Below are 14,847 nucleotides of genomic sequence, written 5' to 3'. Positions count from 1 at the left end.
TCCTACCTTTGCAGCATGATTGTTAAATCGGCCGAATTTATTTGCAGCAATACCCAGATCTCCAAACTACCGCCACCGGTAAAGCCCGAGTATGCTTTTATCGGGCGCTCAAACGTGGGTAAGTCATCACTGATCAATATGCTTACCGCAAAAAAGGGACTGGCTAAAACATCACAAACACCCGGTAAAACCCAGCTTATTAACCATTTTTATATCAACGAGGGCTGGTATATTGTGGATCTGCCGGGCTATGGCTATGCAAGGGCTTCCAAAACCAATAAAGCTAACTGGAGCAAGTTTATTCATACCTATTTGGATAAACGCGAAAGCCTGCAATGCGTAATGGTGCTGATCGACAGTCGCCTGGAGCCGCAAAAGATCGACCTGGAGTTTTGCAACTGGCTTGGCGAAAAAGGCTTGTCATTTGTATTGATATTTACCAAGGCTGATAAGCAATCAAGCATCAAAACAGACCAGAACATCGCCAAATTTAAAAAAGCCATGTTAGCTACTTTTGAAGAAGCGCCACATTATTTTGTAACCTCATCAGAAACCCATTTGGGCCGCGAAGAAATTTTGGCTTTTATAGATACTATTAATAAGGATTTTGTAATACCGCATTACCAACTCCCACAAGATCGAGAGTAAGAAGCTGGCTCCCCTCTCAAGAGGGGAGCATTAAGTAAAAACATATTGTAGAACACACCTCTTACCCCTCTCAAGAGGAGGGAGCATTAAATAAAGCATGAAAAAGTACTTATCATTAGTAACATTTGCACATACCATTTTTGCTATGCCCTTTGCCTTTATCGGCTTTTTTTTGGCGGTTACTACCACACAACATCAGTTCGATTGGCGTAAACTGATTTTAATGGTACTCTGTATGATATTTGCCCGTAACTCGGCCATGGCCTTTAACCGCTACCTTGACAGAGATATCGACGCGCAAAACCCGCGAACCAAACAGCGCGATATTCCTGCGGGGCGTATCAGTGCTTCCGCGGCCTTAACTTTTACGTTAGTTAACTGCGCCTTATTCATCGCGGCTACCTGGTTCATTAACCCCTTGTGCTTTTATCTATCACCCGTGGCTTTGTTTGTGGTGATGGGTTACAGCGCCACCAAACGTTTTACCGCGCTTTGTCATTTAGTATTGGGTTTAGGTTTATCCCTGGCCCCTATCGGCGCTTACCTGGTAGTGACAGGGGCTTTCGCTTTAACACCTTTATTTTTCTCGCTTTCGGTTTTATGCTGGGTAAGCGGCTTTGATATTATTTATGCCCTGCAGGATGAAGATTTCGACCGTAATCTCAAACTGCATTCCATCCCGGCTTATCTGGGTAAAGTAAACGCATTAAGGTTATCTACCTTTTTACACGTGCTTTCGGCCACTTTTATTATTATGCCGGTATTTTTTACGCATGTAGGTTTTCTGTATTATATAGGTATCGCATTCTTTTGTGCCATGCTTATTTATCAGCACCTGCTGGTAAAGCCAAACGATTTGAGCCGGGTAAATTTTGCATTTATGACCACCAATGGCATTGCCAGCGTGGTATTTGCCGCATTGTTTTTGTTAGACAGGGTATGGATTCATTAACCGCGCTTAACCAATTCAGGGAGCATATCAGTGTGTTCGTTCCGCTAAATGATGCGGAGTGGCAGACTTTAATACCCTACCTGGAGCTAAGCATGCTTAAGAAAAAGAAGAACTTTGCCGAGCCCGGCAAAGTGTGCAACCATATTGGTCTGGTTGTAAAAGGATCGGTACGTTTTTTTCATATTAAAGATGGCGAGGAAATTACCGGCTACTTCAGCTTTGAAAATGAATTCGTCAGTTCCTACAAAAGTTTTTTAACCCGCCAACCCGCCCTCAGCTATATACAAACTTTAGAGGATACACAGATAGTAACCCTGAGCTATAATGCCATACAGCAAATTTATGATCATGAGCAGATCGGGAAGAAAATGGAACGTTTTGGCCGTTTAGTAGCCGAACATTACCTGATCTGTTATGAAGACCGCGTGGCATCCTTCGTTACCCAAACCCCCGAAGAACGTTATCATAAACTGCTGGAAACCGGCGGCGAGGTTTTACAACGCATCCCCCAACATTATATCGCCAACTTTTTAGGGATAACCCCAGTTTCGCTTTCCCGAATCCGCAGAAGGATCATGAAGATAAGCGCTTGATTAAGCTGAAAGCCAAAAGTCTAAAGCCGAAAGCCACTTTCTAAATCCGAAATCGAAATCCCCAATTCCGAAATCAAAATAACATCCCAATTCCGAATTCCTCTCAAATTCTTATCTTAAGTTAACGTTTTGATTTACAAAGGGCCACTACCTTTGTTATACACAAAACAAGAAAACATATGCACACTATATTAGGAGCCGGCGGCCCGTTAGCCAACGCCCTCACCCAGGAATTAATCAACAACAATGATACTGTACGTTTGGTAAGTCGTAAACCCGTACAAATAGAAGCGCCTAATGTAACCTGGCAAAAAGCCGACCTGTTAAATTACGACGAAATATTACAAGCCTCTTTAGGTTCAACAGTCATCTACCTGTGCGCAGGCTTAGTTTACGACAAAGAGATATGGAGGCAGCAATGGCCGGTAATTATTCAAAATGTGATCAATGTAGCTAAAACAACAAATGCACGTTTGATATTTTTTGATAACGTTTACAGCTATGGTCTGGTTAATGGCGCCATGACCGAAGACACCCCTTATCACCCCAGCAGTGTTAAAGGTGAAATTCGTGCCGGTGTTGCCAACACCTTAATGGCCGAAGTTAAAGCGGGTAACATCAGGGCCAGTATTGCCCGCGGAGCCGATTTTTATGGCACCAACTCCATGAATGCCTTTTTTGATATGATGGTGTTGGAGCGATTTTCAAAAAAACTGAGCGCGCAATGGATAGGCAAGGCCCAAACCCTGCACAGTTTCACCTATATCCCTGATGCCGGTAAAGCTATGTTCCTGTTGGGTCAACACCCCGAAAGTGATAACCAGATATGGCACATGCCTACCGCACCAGCCATAACCGGGCGGCAATTTATTGAGCTTGCCGCCAGCATTTACAAAGTGAAACCAAAATTCTTCGCGGTTAATAAATTTTTATTGTGGGCATATGGCCTCCTCAGCAAAACTGTAATGGGCACGGTCGAAATGTATTACCAATATGATCATGACTACATTTTTGATTCAAGCAAATTTGAAAAAGCCTTCAATTTTAAAACTACCAGTTATGAGGATGGCATCCGGGAGATGTCACAAACCTTGTATAAGGCCTCCGTTTAAATTAAATAAATATACAACTCAAGAGCCCTACAGTATTTAACTAGAAGCAAACAAGCTCATATTGATTGTATTGTAGGGCTTTGAAAAATCTTTAATGATATTATTGTAAATGCTATTCCATTCTGGATGGCCGCTGTAAATTATTATCTTTACTACGTTCGTCCTTAACTTTTACAATACATGAAAAATTATACATTTGAGTACACCAGACAGGGTCTTGCTTATCTCTTGTTTGGATTATCATTTGCAATTATAGTTTTAGGTATATTCCTTTTTAGAATTCTATTTAAAAACAGTATATCGCCAGGTATTGCGGTAATAGTAGTAATAGGATTAGCAGTAACATTTTTTTTCCTAAACAAGTATAGAATTAAAAGAACAGGAACAGCTACCCTCTCTGCGAACGATACGACAATAGAGTTGAATCAAACAATTCATATTTCCTTTAGTGATTTGAGGTACTATTATATTTACGATGGGAAAAATGGGATTGTATTTACCCTCGGATTTTTGGATGGTACAAAATTCAAAATAGGGGCCAATAACAATTTCTGTAACGTTGATTTACTAAAAGAATTTTTATCTGATTTTCAGTCAGCTGTAGAAAGCTATAAGGTTCAAAACAAAATCAACATCGTTCACTTAGAAACTATATTTGCGAGGAAGCAAACATTATATGTTTTAAGCATTATTACGGTTTTGGTGATTCTTGGCTTTTGCTTTACACGCATGCCACTTATGATATTGCCAATTGGTGTTAGTGCATCTGTTTTGGTAGGTTGGATTCAATATTTCCAGCAAAGAAGTAAGGGCAAACTTGTTGATTTCTAATATTCTCAGGGCCGTTATACTATATTCCGCAATATTTACCTTCTGATAACAATTGATGTAATAATTGCAGCTAATTTCAACCTTTATAAATTTCATCCTTATTATGAAAACCATATTAGCTGCAACCAATTATACCGATCTGGCCGAAAACGCTGTTAGCTGGGCCGCTGGCATTGCCCGTTTAAACCATCATAAATTAATTCTGCTGAATGATTTTACGATTTCTGTACACGTGGAGAACGCCCGTCTTTCGGCCACGCACGTGGAAGAAATGATAGAAGCCAATCGGCTGCTCCTCGAGTCAAAAGCATTATTACTGGCCGACGAATACGGCATTGAAACTGTAGCCAGAGCTACGTTCTCTTTTATAAATAATGCCATTAAGGAGGTAGTTGCCGAATATCAGCCGGAGTTTATTGTGATGGGAATGGAAGAAAAATCACTGGAGCAAGAACTTTTAGGAAACACAACCACTTCCATTATCAAAAAACTGCACGTTCCTGTGTTGGCAGTTCCTGCGAAAGCAAAATTCAGTGTTCCAAAAAAAGTACTTTTTGCTTGCGATGTATTGAATGGCGTTTCTGAAGAAATCCTTGCTCAGATTAAAGAGGTTGCTTTGGTTACCCAGGCAGAGATCGAAGTGCTTTTGATCAATCAAACCATAGAAGAATTGCAGGAAGCAGGTGGCGACGCTACCTCATTAAATCGCATTGATGATGGCCTTGAGGGTATTGATTATTACTATAAAAACGTTAAATCCGACTCTATTATTGACGGCATAGCCAACGAGATCAAAAAAATGGGTGCCGATCTTTTAATCATGGTTCCCGAAAAGCATGGCTTCTGGGGCTCTATGGTACACCGTAGTAAGACAAGGATCATGGCCTCGGGCTTAAATATTCCTTTGTTTTCAATTCCTGTTTAAAATTGGAAAAGTCCGAAAGTCAGGAAAGTCCGAAAGTCCGAAAGATAGGATAGCACAAAACTCTAAAGGGTTTCAGTCTTACGGACTTTACTGACTTTTCGGACTTTCGGACTTCCCGACTAATCTGCATATTTGCACATCTATAATTTGCACATCTAAAAAATGATCCACAAAAAAACAAGAACATATATCCCGGCTACACTTGAAATGAAGTGGGAGAATCTGGAACCTATTTATAAAGAACTGCTCGACCGTCCTATCAATTCCGTTCAGGAACTGGAAAAATGGCTGCATGACAAAAGCGAGCTGGAAGCCGCCCTGGAAGAAGATTTTGCATGGCGTTATATCCGCATGACCTGTGATACTGCCAGCGAAGAACTGTTACAGGCCTTTCAATACTTTGCTACCGAAATTGAACCTAAAGTTGCGCCTTACAGCAACGAGCTCAATAAAAAGCTGGTTGCCAGTGAATATGTTGACAAGCTCGATGGCGAAAAATATTTCATTTTTTTACGTGCCGTGAAAAAAGCCCTGGAACTATTCAGGGAAGAGAATATCCCGATACAAACCGAAATACAGGTTGAACAGCAAAAATACCAGTCGACCACCGGGGCCATGTCGGTTCATATCGATGATAAAGAATTTACTTTAGAGCAAGCCTCGGTATTTCTGAAGGGAACCGATCGTGTTAAGCGCCATGAGGTTTGGGAAAAGATAACCAAACGCCGCCTGCAGGATAAAGAACCACTGAATGAACTGTTTGATCACCTGCGTAAATTAAGGCATACCGTAGCTACCAATGCCGGTTTTGAAAATTTCAGGGATTATATGTTCCAGGCGCTGGGCCGTTTTGATTATACCCCGCAGGATTGTTATGCCTTCCACGCGGCCATTGAAACTGAAATTGTACCTATCCTGCGCGAACAGGCCACGAAACGTAAAGCCGCCCTTGACCTCCCGGAATTAAAGCCCTGGGATATGGATGTGGATATATCGGGCAAACCTGCTTTAAAGCCTTTTAGTAACGGCAATGAGCTAATCGAAAAATCGATCCAGTGTTTTACCAATATTAACCGCTATCTGGGTGAGCGCCTGGAGATCATGAAGGATAATAACCTGTTTGATGTTGAAAGCCGTAAAGGCAAAGCCCCGGGTGGTTACAATTATCCGCTGGCCGAAACCGGCGCACCTTTCATTTTCATGAACTCGGCCAATACCTTCCGTGATCTCACTACTATGGTACACGAAGGCGGGCACGCGGTACATACTTTTTTAACTGCCGACCTGGAGCTGAATGATTTTAAACATTGCCCATCGGAAGTGGCCGAATTGGCTTCCATGTCGATGGAGTTGATCTCCATGGATAACTGGAATGTATTTTTTGATAATGAAGAAGATCTGAAACGTGCCAAACGCGACCAGCTTGTTGATGTATTGAAGACATTACCATGGGTAGCTGTGATCGACCAGTTTCAACACTGGATCTACACCAACCCCAATCATACTGATACTGAGCGCACCGAAGCCTGGATCAAAATATATGAGTCATTTGGCGCCGGCTTTGTAGATTGGAGCGAACATTCTGATGCCGAAGCCAACCTGTGGCAAAAACAGCTGCATATTTTTGAAGTGCCATTTTATTACATTGAATATGGCATGGCCCAGTTAGGCGCTATAGCTGTATGGAAAAACTATAAAGAAAACCCTGAAAAAGGCTTACAACAATATTTGGATGCGCTGAAACTCGGTTATACTAAAACCATTAAAGAGATCTACGAAACCGCGGGGATCAAATTTGATTTCAGCGCGGCTTACGTAAAAGAACTGGCCGAATTTGTAAAAGCCGAAATGGAAAGATTATGATGAATGTGGAAGCTTGATACCCTTCCAAGCGAATGCAAGCAAAAGGCTGTATCTGATTTAGATACAGCCTTTTTACTAACCTGATGGTAAATATTTTTATTTGGAATAGCTTAAGCTGAATTTCCCATTCGTTATTAGTTTTTTAGGAAGGTCATCACTTCCGCCCAACGCAATACCTCCCTCTATCCGACCTTTAAATGTGCCCGTAATTTTACCGGAGCTTATCGAGGTTATAGTAACACTGGGCAGGTTGGCTGCATCATCATCATTGTTCAGAAAACTGTCGGCATCATTTCCTGGAGGTGTGAATAAAATTAAAGGTTTATCCTCGTCCTTCACTGCCGCATCACTATAAGTTTTTCCCACAATTGCGGTACCTGATAAGGTGATAGATAAGTTTGTTCCGTCCTTTGCTGTGCCAGTAATGATAGTGAAGGGGTGACCCTCAACACTGGTGACAGTAGCTGTTGCATTGGTATTAAAAGAGGTTGCCTTTCCGTCAATATCAGCAGTAACGTAATAAGAAACATTAGTATCCTCTTTTTTGCTCTTTACGCAAGAAGAAAAGGTTAATGTCCCGAAAGCTACGGTTAATACAATAAATAATTTAATAGTTCGCATGCTTGTTGTTGTAGTTGATAAAGTTTATGTTGCTAAAGATATATTATTAATCTCAGGATCAGCGAAGCATTTTAACCTCCACAGTAGATTTAACGATAAAAACAATACTTTGCTAAATACGCAACATATATTTGGATGCCCTGAAAGTGAGCTACCATAGCCCCCTTCCAAACGAAGGGGCTTTTTTTATTTACAAACAACCCAAAGTGTATTGTTTTTAATACAAAAAAGTCATTATACTATTTTCCCAGGTGTGGTGAAAGCTGTTTGCACCTATCCTACTCTGTAACAGCGTTATCCACCATCTATTTCCTGATCATACCTGCTTTAAAAGCCGCTATCAACTACTGCTGGCATAACTCTTGCATTAACCATACAGACAAAAAATAATTTATATCTAATTGATAATCAATTAGATAATTGTCATAATAAGTTCATTATTAACTATTTTTTTAAACTAACCACTCCTTTGGAGGTTAAATTAAGTATGAAAAAGACAATTTTAAGTATAACAATCATATGCTTGTTTGCAACACTGGGTTTTAGCCAGGCTTTAAAACCAGTACAGATAGATAGCCTGGTTTCGATATCGTTACCTGCTAATTTTGTAAAAAAAGACACACTGGGCCAGCAGATCTATTCTGCCAATGGGGCTTCGGGTTATATGGTAGTGATCAAAGCTAAAAATCCGGCCAATACCAAACCATTGGATAAAGAACGCGATTTGAACGAGGTACTTAAAAACACCGTGAATGATATCCAGAAACAATCACGTACCGGTCATATCATGAACCTGCGCGATACTACGGTGGGTTCATTAAAAGCTAAAGTGTTTACACTGCGCGTGGACAACAGTAATACTACCGGCGAATCGCCGCAGTTAAGGAACTTTATCCTGATATATACCCGGGATGCCGCTTATACCATTGAGTATCTGATCCCCGAACAACGCCAGGAGATAGCTAAAGCAGAGTTAAAAACATTTACCAGCTCAATAAAAATAGCCCCGGAGCTGCAGCGTCATGATCAATATATATCAAACGCCAAGGGAATATCCTTTGGTGCCAAAGTGGCCATATATGGCGGTATACCTATAGTATTGATCATTGTGTTGATGGTAGTGCGCAGGAGCCGAAGAATGACAGTCTAATTTTAAGCTATTGAACTAAAGTCAAAAGCCCGGTTTTGAAACTGGGCTTTTTTTATTTGCTAAGTGTATGTATCAACCCCTTATTCCATTTATCCGTATGGATAAAAGTCTTACTATCCAACCAGCTCAACCAAAATACGGTTACTAGTACACCGATAACTGACCCCATCATTACATCCTCAAAAAAATGCTGACTCAGGTACATCCTGGAGTAGCCTACCGAAACAGCTACCAAAAAAGCAGGTATTCCCCATAGTTTGTTTTTGCACAAATAAGTGATCACTACGGTAGCCGAAAATATGGAAACCGTATGCCCCGAAGGAAAGCTATGCGTGGCCAATATATATATATCCTTTACAAAGTGAATACGACCGAGCTGGCTTTCAAAATATATCCTGGGGCGGGGGGCATCGAAAATGTATTTTAAAATTTGGGCAACTAAGCTGGTAACGGCATAGCTTGTAGCCAATAATAGCCCTTTTCGATAGCTGAATAAGCCAACAATAAGGGAAAGTATCACCGCGGTGAGCCCCTCGCCAATATCGGTTACATAGGGGGCCAATGTATCTGCCCAGGGCCAGTTTAAACCATTTACGGTAAAATATATGATTTCGCGGCTATAAGCTAATTTGATAATTAAACAGGCGCACAGCAATAATAGGTATGGGATAAAAAACGGCCTTATCCGGTACAAAACATCTTTTATCCCTATCTTCATGGCGCAAAATAAGCATATACTTATTCAATGCAAAAAAATGATTATGTTTGAATTTGAGTTGAACTAATTAGCTGAATTAAATGTCGAAAAGTATATTTCGTAAGAAATCTGTAGAAAAAATATTACATGATGTGGAGTGTGGATTTAGTGATAGCGAGCATCCCGGGACACCAACATCGCAACTCAAAAAAGAACTTAATGTAAAAGACCTCACCCTCATGGGTATAGCCGCTGTTGTGGGTGCGGGTATCTTTTCAACCATAGGCGAGGCTTCCTTTCACGGCGGACCAGCAGTTTCCATCTTATTTGTAGTTACGGCCATTACCTGCGGTTTTTCGGCCCTTTGCTATGCCGAGTTTGCCTCGCGCATACCGGTTGCAGGCAGCGCTTACACTTATGCTTACGCTTCCTTTGGTGAACTTATTGCCTGGATCATAGGCTGGGACCTTTTAATGGAATATGCCATTGGTAATATCGCGGTGGCCATATCCTGGAGCGAGTATTTTGTAAATCTGCTCGAAGGCTTTAACATCCACCTGCCCAAGTATCTAACCATGGATTATGTATCAGCCCTGCGGGCGCATGAACAAGTGCAGGCGGCCGGGAGCCACCTGGCTGATATTGGCGATAGGGTAAAAATAGCCGCCCTGGCCTGGAATACCGCGCCCGGTATTGGCAATTTTAAACTGATAGCCAATCTACCTGCTTTAGGTATTGTAATAGTTATTACTTACCTGGTTTATGTGGGCATCCGCGAAACAAAAAAGGCAACCAATGCCATGGTTATCTTAAAAATAGTAATTGTTATAGCCGTTATCGTTATCGGCTTTTTTTATGTTACCCCGGCCAACTGGCACCCTTTTATGCCCAACGGCTTTAGCGGCGTAATGAAAGGTGTATCCGGCGTTTTCTTCGCTTACATTGGTTTTGACGCCATATCTACCACCGCCGAAGAATGCGAAAAACCACAGCGCGATCTGCCCCGGGGCATGATCTATTCGCTCATTATTTGTACTGTACTGTATATACTAATTGCCTTGGTACTTACCGGCATGGTGAGTTACAAGGAACTACAAGTTGGCGACCCGCTGGCATTTGTATTTGCCAAGGTTGGTCTGCACAATATCAGTTATGCCATATCTATCAGCGCGGTTATTGCTACAGCCAGTGTGCTATTGATATTTCAGCTGGGGCAGCCTCGTATATGGATGAGTATGAGCCGCGATGGTTTGCTGCCAAAAGCTTTCTCCCGTATCCACCCTAAGTTTCATACACCGGCTTTTGCAACAATAGTTACCGGCTTTGTGGTGGCTATACCAGCCCTGTTCATGAACCTGACCGAAGTTACCGACCTGACCAGCATCGGCACTCTGTTTGCTTTTGTACTGGTGTGCGGCGGCGTGCTGCTGTTGCCACGTGAATCTGCGCAGGCAGGTAAATTTCATTTACCTTATGTTAACGGTAAACTCATTATACCACTGATAACATTGGTTATTTTAGGCTCCTGTATTTATTTTAAACCTGCTCCCCAGATAGAGATGATGCAGTTTAAAAAGCTAAAAGACCGGTCAGCTATTATTGACAATCTGGACGCTACAGATAATGCGGCACTGCTTATCAGTTTCAACACGCTGTATGGTGATCAGCATATAACTCCCGCTAATGCCACAAAATATTTTAAAGATATTGAGGAGGATAAATTTAACACCGCGCTAAGAGTAACCCATATCAGCGATGCTAAAAAATATTACCTGGGTTTAGATGGTTTCCTTTATAACTTCCCGAATTACCTGTTTTTTATACTCATCATCATTATCAGTATTTATAGCTTTATCAAAAACTTTTCGCTGATACCGGTACTGGGCCTCATGAGCTGTTTTTATTTAATGACGGAACTTGGCTATACCAACTGGCTGCGTTTTTTAATATGGCTGGTGATAGGCTTGGTTATTTACTTCACCTACAGCTATAAAAACAGTGTACTGGGCCGGGTAGCGAGTTCTAAGTCTTAAGTTTGGAGTTCTGAGTGTTGACGACAAAACTATATCTTTATTTCAGTTATTTATTTTAGTACTTCGAACTTACGACTTAGCACTCATAACTCTGATGACCTGGACATGCCCCGTATGTGACCGTGAATTTTTGGCTGCCAATCAGGTACATTCCTGCCGTGAACGTAACCTGAGCGATTTTTTGCAAGGAAAATCGGAGTATACGGTAACGCTTTTTGATCATTTCATTACCGAATACCTGCAGATAGCGCCTATCAAAGTTTATCCTACCAAAAGCATGATCGCGATAGGCACCCATGTAAACTTTGCTTATGTTACCCAGTTAGGTAAAAATTTCATTGATGTGGTGTTTCCTTTTAAGGAAATGTATGAGGATAATCTGTGCTTTACTAAAATAAAAACGGTACCAGGTACCAATGACCATAACCATTATTTCCGGATGTATTTTAAAGAAGACCTGAATGATGAGGTCAGAAAATACATGAAAATGGCTTATGAAAAAAAGAGTAAGGATTAATGGAGCAAAGAATAAGGATTACCTGGTAAAGGAATAGAGGGAGTGCTTTTTTCTTTGATCCAAAAGTCCTTACTCCAATAATCCTTACTCTCAAAAAATTCCTAATTTACCCGGTGTATCTCTATCGCTTCAGGTATCGACAGCATCAATGGTACCTTCTCTACCGTAACAAAACTCAGGTCGAGACCAAAGCCCCGTTCTTCAGACAAACTCACCTTTTTAAGCTGTACGTAGAAATCCATGATAAACCGCTCGTAGAACGACAAGCTGTGTGAGCGCGACAATACTTTCTCGATCACCACAAATCTGAAATCACCAACGATCTTATGTTTGTTTAATGATTTATAATGACTGGTGATATCCACTTCACCTTTTTTAACCAGGTCTTCTACCACTTTGCGGAACAGCAGGTTTATTTGTTGCTCTACCCGGAAACCCAGTTTAAAGTCGATCCTGATGAGTTTATTGGGCACCAGGAACTCTACTTCATATTCGCGTTTGTAAGGCTCATCAACTACATCAACGTGCACCAGCCAATAAACATCGGCCCGTTTGGGCTGCTTTTGTAAAATGGAGTAAACTATTTTCGATTCAATTTCGGAGTTGAAATTGGCGCTGGTTAAATACACCAGCTGCGACGCGTATTTAGGCACGGTTTCATCCGCGCTCAGTTCTTTAAGAATATCAAAGTAATCATCGATGCTCACAAATTTCACATAACGGTTCCTGATCTTACGGGCGGTATGCCAGGTCCACATTACGGTGAACAACACAAAACCTATAGATAAGGTAAACCAACCACCATCCAGGAACTTGTGCAAGTTACCCGCCAGGAAAGTGCCTTCGATAGACACATAAACCACCAAAAATATAGTAATAATATAGTTGGGTACCTTTTTACGTTTCAGGAATTTGGATACGAGTATGGTAGTCATGAGCATGGCTACGGTTATACTTAAACCGTAGGCAGCTTCCATCCTGTCCGAATGGCGGAATATAAGTACCACTCCCAAACAGCCTGCCCAAAGTATCCAGTTTACGCTGGGCACATACAGCTGGCCTTTTTGTTCTGAAGGATAATTGATACGCACCTTAGGCCACAAATTAAGTCGTACTGCCTCGGCAATGAGCGTAAATGAACCTGATATAAGCGCCTGACTGGCAATAATAGCCGCTACAGTAGCTATACCAATACCATATAGCAGAAACCACACCGGCATTATCTTATAAAACGGATTATTAATATTAAGATCCATCGTAGTACCATTGCGTTGCAACAGCCAAACTGCCTGCCCCAGGTAATTTAATATCAAACAGGTTTTAACATATATCCAGCTGATACGGATATTGGCTTTACCGCAGTGCCCAAGGTCGGAGTATAAAGCCTCGGCCCCGGTAGTACATAAAAACACCGCGCCCAATACAATAAACGCGTTGCCGCTGGTGCTGGAACTTAGTAATTTATAAGCGTAGTACGGGTTTAAAGCCCTTATGATGATAGGATCATGCACAATATAAGTTATACCCAATACCCCCATCATGGTAAACCAAATAAACATGATAGGCCCAAAAGCTTTACCCACCAATGATGTACCGAATTGCTGTATTATAAAAAGCACCGTGATGATAGCCATTACAATTTCAACCGTTGGCAAATTTGGATAATAGGTTTGCAAACCCTCAATAGCCGATGATATGGTAATAGGAGGCGTAATGATGCCGTCGGCAAGCAGGGCGCAACCACCTACCACAGCAGGCACAATAAGCCATTTGGCTTTACGGCGAACCAGCGAAAACAGTGAGAAAATCCCACCTTCGCCCTTGTTATCGGCCCGTAGCGTGATCACTACATATTTTAGCGTAGTTTGCAGGGTAAGCGTCCAGAAGATGAGGGATACACCTCCGAGTATTAACGTTTCGGAAATTTGTTGCTGACCAACTATAGCCTTAAATACGTATAATGGGGAGGTACCAATATCACCGTAAATTATTCCTAAACTGATGAGCAGGCCCGCGGCCGTCAGTTTTTGCAGATCTTTATGGTTCGACACTATTATATTTTAAAGCTGCAAAAATATTAATTTTTTCGGTTAAACTTAAATAAACATTAAACGTATAAATGAAAGGGGAGTCTAAACTGTAAAACGGACATATTTTGTTAAAAATTGTTAAAAAATTTGATAAAAGCATCATTTTTTTAATTGATGAAGGCTTTATTTATACTTTTGTAAGCGAAGACTTAAAATGAGGCGAAAAATAACTTATACTTTTATTTATACCTATACCAGGTTCATACTAATTGCTATGGCAGTTTTTATGAACATGGCTTTTGTCTCCGATGCCCGGCCTGCCCATGCCAAAAAAGACACAACTTATCTGCGTGTTTCAAAAGAGAAGGCAGGCAAACTATCCTATTTTAAAAATGGCCTGCACCTGGTACTGCCTCCAACAAAGCCGGCAATAACATCAAGTGTAAAAGTAAGCGTTTCACGGCCCTACGAGAAATTATTGAATGATGTGCAGGTATACCCTAATCCGGTTACCGATCAAATCAATTTAAAATATACCCTATCCCGCAATACTATTATCACCATTAAAATAATGGATGTTTTGGGTAACGATATTACCACCATGTTTTCGTCAAGGGTTGATTCCGGCGATCATAACATCAACTACCCCATAGCCAACAAACTTTCCCGCGGCTTTTACTTTGTACGCGTTGTAGCCGGTACAGAATCGGTTATCAAACGGATCTCGGTATTGTAATAAATTTGGATTTCGGATGTTCGATTTTTCACTTTTTTTGTATTCAATGGTGTTCAAGAGGGCTTCGCCGTTTCAGATTTAATTTTTATTCCGGATTTATTTTAGAATTTTTGGCTTTCAGATTTATATCATCTGTATC

At 41.2% G+C, this 14,847-nt stretch carries 14 protein-coding genes; 11 read left to right on the top strand and 3 right to left on the bottom strand.

From position 1 onward, the window contains the following. Nucleotides 1–15: 15 nt before the first annotated feature. From yihA to AB6735_RS19175, 7 genes are all read left to right on the top strand, one after another. Complete coding sequence (gene yihA / locus AB6735_RS19205) at nucleotides 16–648, top strand: ribosome biogenesis GTP-binding protein YihA/YsxC (RefSeq protein ID WP_370997570.1); 633 nt, start codon at nucleotides 16–18, stop codon at nucleotides 646–648. Between the two features lie 97 nt (nucleotides 649–745). Then, nucleotides 746–1,600 carry a UbiA-like polyprenyltransferase gene (locus AB6735_RS19200; RefSeq protein WP_370997568.1) on the top strand — a complete coding sequence of 285 codons (855 nt, stop codon included), beginning with the start codon at nucleotides 746–748 and terminating at the stop codon, nucleotides 1,598–1,600. Further along, nucleotides 1,588–2,193 (top strand): Crp/Fnr family transcriptional regulator, encoded by a 606-nt coding sequence (locus AB6735_RS19195; RefSeq protein ID WP_370997566.1) that lies wholly within the window; start codon nucleotides 1,588–1,590, stop codon nucleotides 2,191–2,193. Before AB6735_RS19200 ends, AB6735_RS19195 begins: the two co-directional genes overlap by 13 nt. A gap of 179 nt (nucleotides 2,194–2,372) precedes the next feature. After that, nucleotides 2,373–3,305: an NAD-dependent epimerase/dehydratase family protein gene (locus AB6735_RS19190; RefSeq protein WP_370997564.1), complete on the top strand. Its 933-nt coding sequence runs from the start codon at nucleotides 2,373–2,375 to the stop codon at nucleotides 3,303–3,305. 180 nt (nucleotides 3,306–3,485) lie between these two features. Then, complete coding sequence (locus tag AB6735_RS19185) at nucleotides 3,486–4,136, top strand: hypothetical protein (protein ID WP_370997562.1); 651 nt, start codon at nucleotides 3,486–3,488, stop codon at nucleotides 4,134–4,136. Between the two features lie 103 nt (nucleotides 4,137–4,239). Further along, nucleotides 4,240–5,061, top strand: coding sequence for a universal stress protein (locus AB6735_RS19180; RefSeq protein WP_370997561.1), 822 nt, complete (start codon nucleotides 4,240–4,242; stop codon nucleotides 5,059–5,061). Nucleotides 5,062–5,223: 162 nt separating this feature from the next. Then, complete coding sequence (locus tag AB6735_RS19175) at nucleotides 5,224–6,924, top strand: M3 family oligoendopeptidase (protein WP_370997559.1); 1,701 nt, start codon at nucleotides 5,224–5,226, stop codon at nucleotides 6,922–6,924. A gap of 96 nt (nucleotides 6,925–7,020) precedes the next feature. Here the strand turns inward: AB6735_RS19175 and AB6735_RS19170 are convergent, their stop codons facing one another. Then, the gene (locus AB6735_RS19170) at nucleotides 7,021–7,545 is read right to left on the bottom strand and encodes a hypothetical protein (protein ID WP_370997557.1); all 525 of its coding nucleotides are present in this window, start codon (nucleotides 7,543–7,545) and stop codon (nucleotides 7,021–7,023) included. 487 nt (nucleotides 7,546–8,032) lie between these two features. Here AB6735_RS19170 and AB6735_RS19165 point away from each other — a divergent pair, with 487 nt between their 5' ends. Next, complete coding sequence (locus AB6735_RS19165; RefSeq protein ID WP_370997556.1) at nucleotides 8,033–8,695, top strand: hypothetical protein; 663 nt, start codon at nucleotides 8,033–8,035, stop codon at nucleotides 8,693–8,695. Nucleotides 8,696–8,747: 52 nt separating this feature from the next. On the opposite strand, the gene AB6735_RS19160 is transcribed toward AB6735_RS19165, so the two are convergent. Next, on the bottom strand, nucleotides 8,748–9,413 hold the full coding sequence (locus AB6735_RS19160) for a phosphatase PAP2 family protein (protein WP_370997554.1): 666 nt from the start codon (nucleotides 9,411–9,413) through the stop codon (nucleotides 8,748–8,750). Nucleotides 9,414–9,493: 80 nt separating this feature from the next. Here AB6735_RS19160 and AB6735_RS19155 point away from each other — a divergent pair, with 80 nt between their 5' ends. Beyond that, nucleotides 9,494–11,425 (top strand): amino acid permease, encoded by a 1,932-nt coding sequence (locus tag AB6735_RS19155; RefSeq protein ID WP_370997552.1) that lies wholly within the window; start codon nucleotides 9,494–9,496, stop codon nucleotides 11,423–11,425. Nucleotides 11,426–11,519: 94 nt separating this feature from the next. Continuing rightward, the gene (locus tag AB6735_RS19150; protein WP_370997550.1) at nucleotides 11,520–11,942 is read left to right on the top strand and encodes a DUF5655 domain-containing protein; all 423 of its coding nucleotides are present in this window, start codon (nucleotides 11,520–11,522) and stop codon (nucleotides 11,940–11,942) included. 101 nt (nucleotides 11,943–12,043) lie between these two features. Here the strand turns inward: AB6735_RS19150 and AB6735_RS19145 are convergent, their stop codons facing one another. After that, nucleotides 12,044–13,993 (bottom strand): KUP/HAK/KT family potassium transporter, encoded by a 1,950-nt coding sequence (locus tag AB6735_RS19145; RefSeq protein ID WP_370997549.1) that lies wholly within the window; start codon nucleotides 13,991–13,993, stop codon nucleotides 12,044–12,046. A gap of 193 nt (nucleotides 13,994–14,186) precedes the next feature. Here AB6735_RS19145 and AB6735_RS19140 point away from each other — a divergent pair, with 193 nt between their 5' ends. After that, a complete protein-coding gene (locus tag AB6735_RS19140; protein WP_370997547.1) occupies nucleotides 14,187–14,708 on the top strand; it encodes a T9SS type A sorting domain-containing protein in 522 nt (173 codons plus the stop codon). Nucleotides 14,709–14,847 lie beyond the last annotated feature (139 nt).

It is taken from the genome of Mucilaginibacter sp. RCC_168 (assembly GCF_041355315.1).
Lineage (GTDB): Bacteria > Bacteroidota > Bacteroidia > Sphingobacteriales > Sphingobacteriaceae > Mucilaginibacter.
The sequence above is the reverse complement of the archived record's forward strand: the minus strand, read 5'-3'. Positions and strand labels throughout refer to the sequence as shown.

Coding starts and splice junctions, on each gene's coding strand:
- AB6735_RS19195 (WP_370997566.1), top strand. CDS start 1,588: ATGGATTCATTAACCGCGCTTAACCAATTCAGGGAGCATATCAGTGTG.
- AB6735_RS19200 (WP_370997568.1), top strand. CDS start 746: ATGAAAAAGTACTTATCATTAGTAACATTTGCACATACCATTTTTGCT.
- AB6735_RS19140 (WP_370997547.1), top strand. CDS start 14,187: ATGAGGCGAAAAATAACTTATACTTTTATTTATACCTATACCAGGTTC.
- AB6735_RS19175 (WP_370997559.1), top strand. CDS start 5,224: ATGATCCACAAAAAAACAAGAACATATATCCCGGCTACACTTGAAATG.
- AB6735_RS19155 (WP_370997552.1), top strand. CDS start 9,494: ATGTCGAAAAGTATATTTCGTAAGAAATCTGTAGAAAAAATATTACAT.
- AB6735_RS19160 (WP_370997554.1), bottom strand. CDS start 9,413: ATGAAGATAGGGATAAAAGATGTTTTGTACCGGATAAGGCCGTTTTTT.
- yihA (WP_370997570.1), top strand. CDS start 16: ATGATTGTTAAATCGGCCGAATTTATTTGCAGCAATACCCAGATCTCC.
- AB6735_RS19185 (WP_370997562.1), top strand. CDS start 3,486: ATGAAAAATTATACATTTGAGTACACCAGACAGGGTCTTGCTTATCTC.
- AB6735_RS19190 (WP_370997564.1), top strand. CDS start 2,373: ATGCACACTATATTAGGAGCCGGCGGCCCGTTAGCCAACGCCCTCACC.
- AB6735_RS19165 (WP_370997556.1), top strand. CDS start 8,033: ATGAAAAAGACAATTTTAAGTATAACAATCATATGCTTGTTTGCAACA.
- AB6735_RS19180 (WP_370997561.1), top strand. CDS start 4,240: ATGAAAACCATATTAGCTGCAACCAATTATACCGATCTGGCCGAAAAC.
- AB6735_RS19170 (WP_370997557.1), bottom strand. CDS start 7,545: ATGCGAACTATTAAATTATTTATTGTATTAACCGTAGCTTTCGGGACA.
- AB6735_RS19150 (WP_370997550.1), top strand. CDS start 11,520: ATGACCTGGACATGCCCCGTATGTGACCGTGAATTTTTGGCTGCCAAT.